Here is a 1519-nt window from a genome sequence, read left to right as displayed (position 1 = left end):
GTCGGCGGCCTCGGCCCCGGTGCCCGCCACAGTTGTCCCCGCCACTGCCCCTGCCCCCGCCTCGGCGTCGTCGAGCTCGGCATAGTCCTCGTCGGAGAGCCAGTCTTCGCTCTCGTCCTCGGTGTCGTCCGCGAGCTCGATGATCGTCCGCAGCCACGCCTGGGCCACCCAGCGGCGCGCACCGAAGTCCTCGTCCACCATGTGCTCCGGCAGGTCCGTCGAGGCATCCAGTCCTTCCCAGGCGTCCAGCGCGGCGCCGGTCAGGTCTGCGTCCGCGTCGAGCACCAGCCCGGCTTCCTGGGCGTCCGCGTTCAGGTCTTTGAGCGCGGCGGCCGGATCGTCCACGAGCCCGGTTTCCATCACCGTGCCGCCGAAGATGTTGCCGTCCAGCAGTGCCAGCAGCCCCACCTTCTCGGTGCCGGTGGTGAATTCGAAGAGCATGTTGGCTTCGTCGCCGAAGACGTCCGCATAACGGTGCAGGGCCGTCACGGCCACCGGATGCTTGGCCCATTCCGGCTCGGTGAACCCGTCGGCCACCAGCCGGTCGGCCAGGGTTTCGGCGTCGCGGCGCATGTCCGGACGATCGACCAGGAAGGCCAGCGCGCGCAGCATCGGCACGGTCCCGGGGCCGGTTCGGTCCTCGGCCAAATCCAGCCAGGCGTAAAACAACTCATGACGGCGCTGTTGGCCGGATGCGTCGGCCGTGTCCCACAGGTCCAGCAGGTAACCGGCCAGGGAATGGGCGTCGATGGGGCTGGGCGAGTCCAGTGTGTCGGCGAACGGCCGTTCCAACTCGCGGTAGAGCTCCAGCAGCGGATCGCCGGCCGGCCCGCCCTGCCGGCCACCGAACCGGCTGTTCTTCAGCTTTTTCGGCTTGCGCTTGCGGCTCACAGGGCTCATGGCACGAGTGTGCCACGACCGCCGCCGCGAAGGTACCACCGGGCGGGCCCGCGGCCGCGGCGCGTATCGGCTCACAGGCCGCGCATTCCGCAGAGGACCCGTGCGGAACGTCCGCCCCGGATGTAAGACTGGCCGCATGCCGTTTTACCAGGACCCCTCCGCCACCGAACCGCTGACGGCCATTCCCCTGGTCCAGCGCACCAAGAGATGCTTCCAGCTCGCGGCGCCGATTTTCTACCGGGCGGAAACAACCTCCCCCGTGGTCCGGATCGAGGCGCACGATCTCTCCGCCGGGCTCGAGCACAATTCCACCGACCTGGCGTCGGTGCCCACCTGGATGTGGGGACTCATCGCCAGCTACGGACGGCAGACCGCTCCGGCCCTGCTGCACGACCAGCGCACGACGATGTGTTCCAGCATGCCGGGCGAGAAGGGGCTGCAACTGCGCCGCATCTACGACGAGGAATTCCGCCGCGCACTGCTGGACACCGGGGTGGCGGCCTTGCGTGCCCGGCTGATGTGGGCGGTCGTGACGGTCCAGGCTTACCTTCAGTATGCCGGTGCCCGCGGCCGGCTGCTGACGGCGTCCGTCGGGGCAGGTGCCGTCGGGCTGCTGGCC

At 69.5% G+C, this 1519-nt stretch carries 2 protein-coding genes; one reads left to right on the top strand and one right to left on the bottom strand.

Annotation, left to right across the window (positions count from 1 at the left end):
• A partial coding sequence (locus AC5RUJ_RS16175; protein WP_494156233.1) for a hypothetical protein occupies positions 1-900 on the bottom strand: 900 nt, incomplete at its 3' end.
• 136 nt (positions 901-1036) lie between these two features.
• Here AC5RUJ_RS16175 and AC5RUJ_RS16170 point away from each other — a divergent pair.
• Positions 1037-1519, top strand: a 483-nt coding sequence (locus AC5RUJ_RS16170; protein ID WP_494156232.1) for a DUF1353 domain-containing protein, incomplete at its 3' end; no start/stop codon positions are given.

It is taken from the genome of Arthrobacter sp. Y3223164, assembly GCF_059091005.1.
This window is presented reverse-complemented; position numbering and strand designations above follow the sequence as displayed.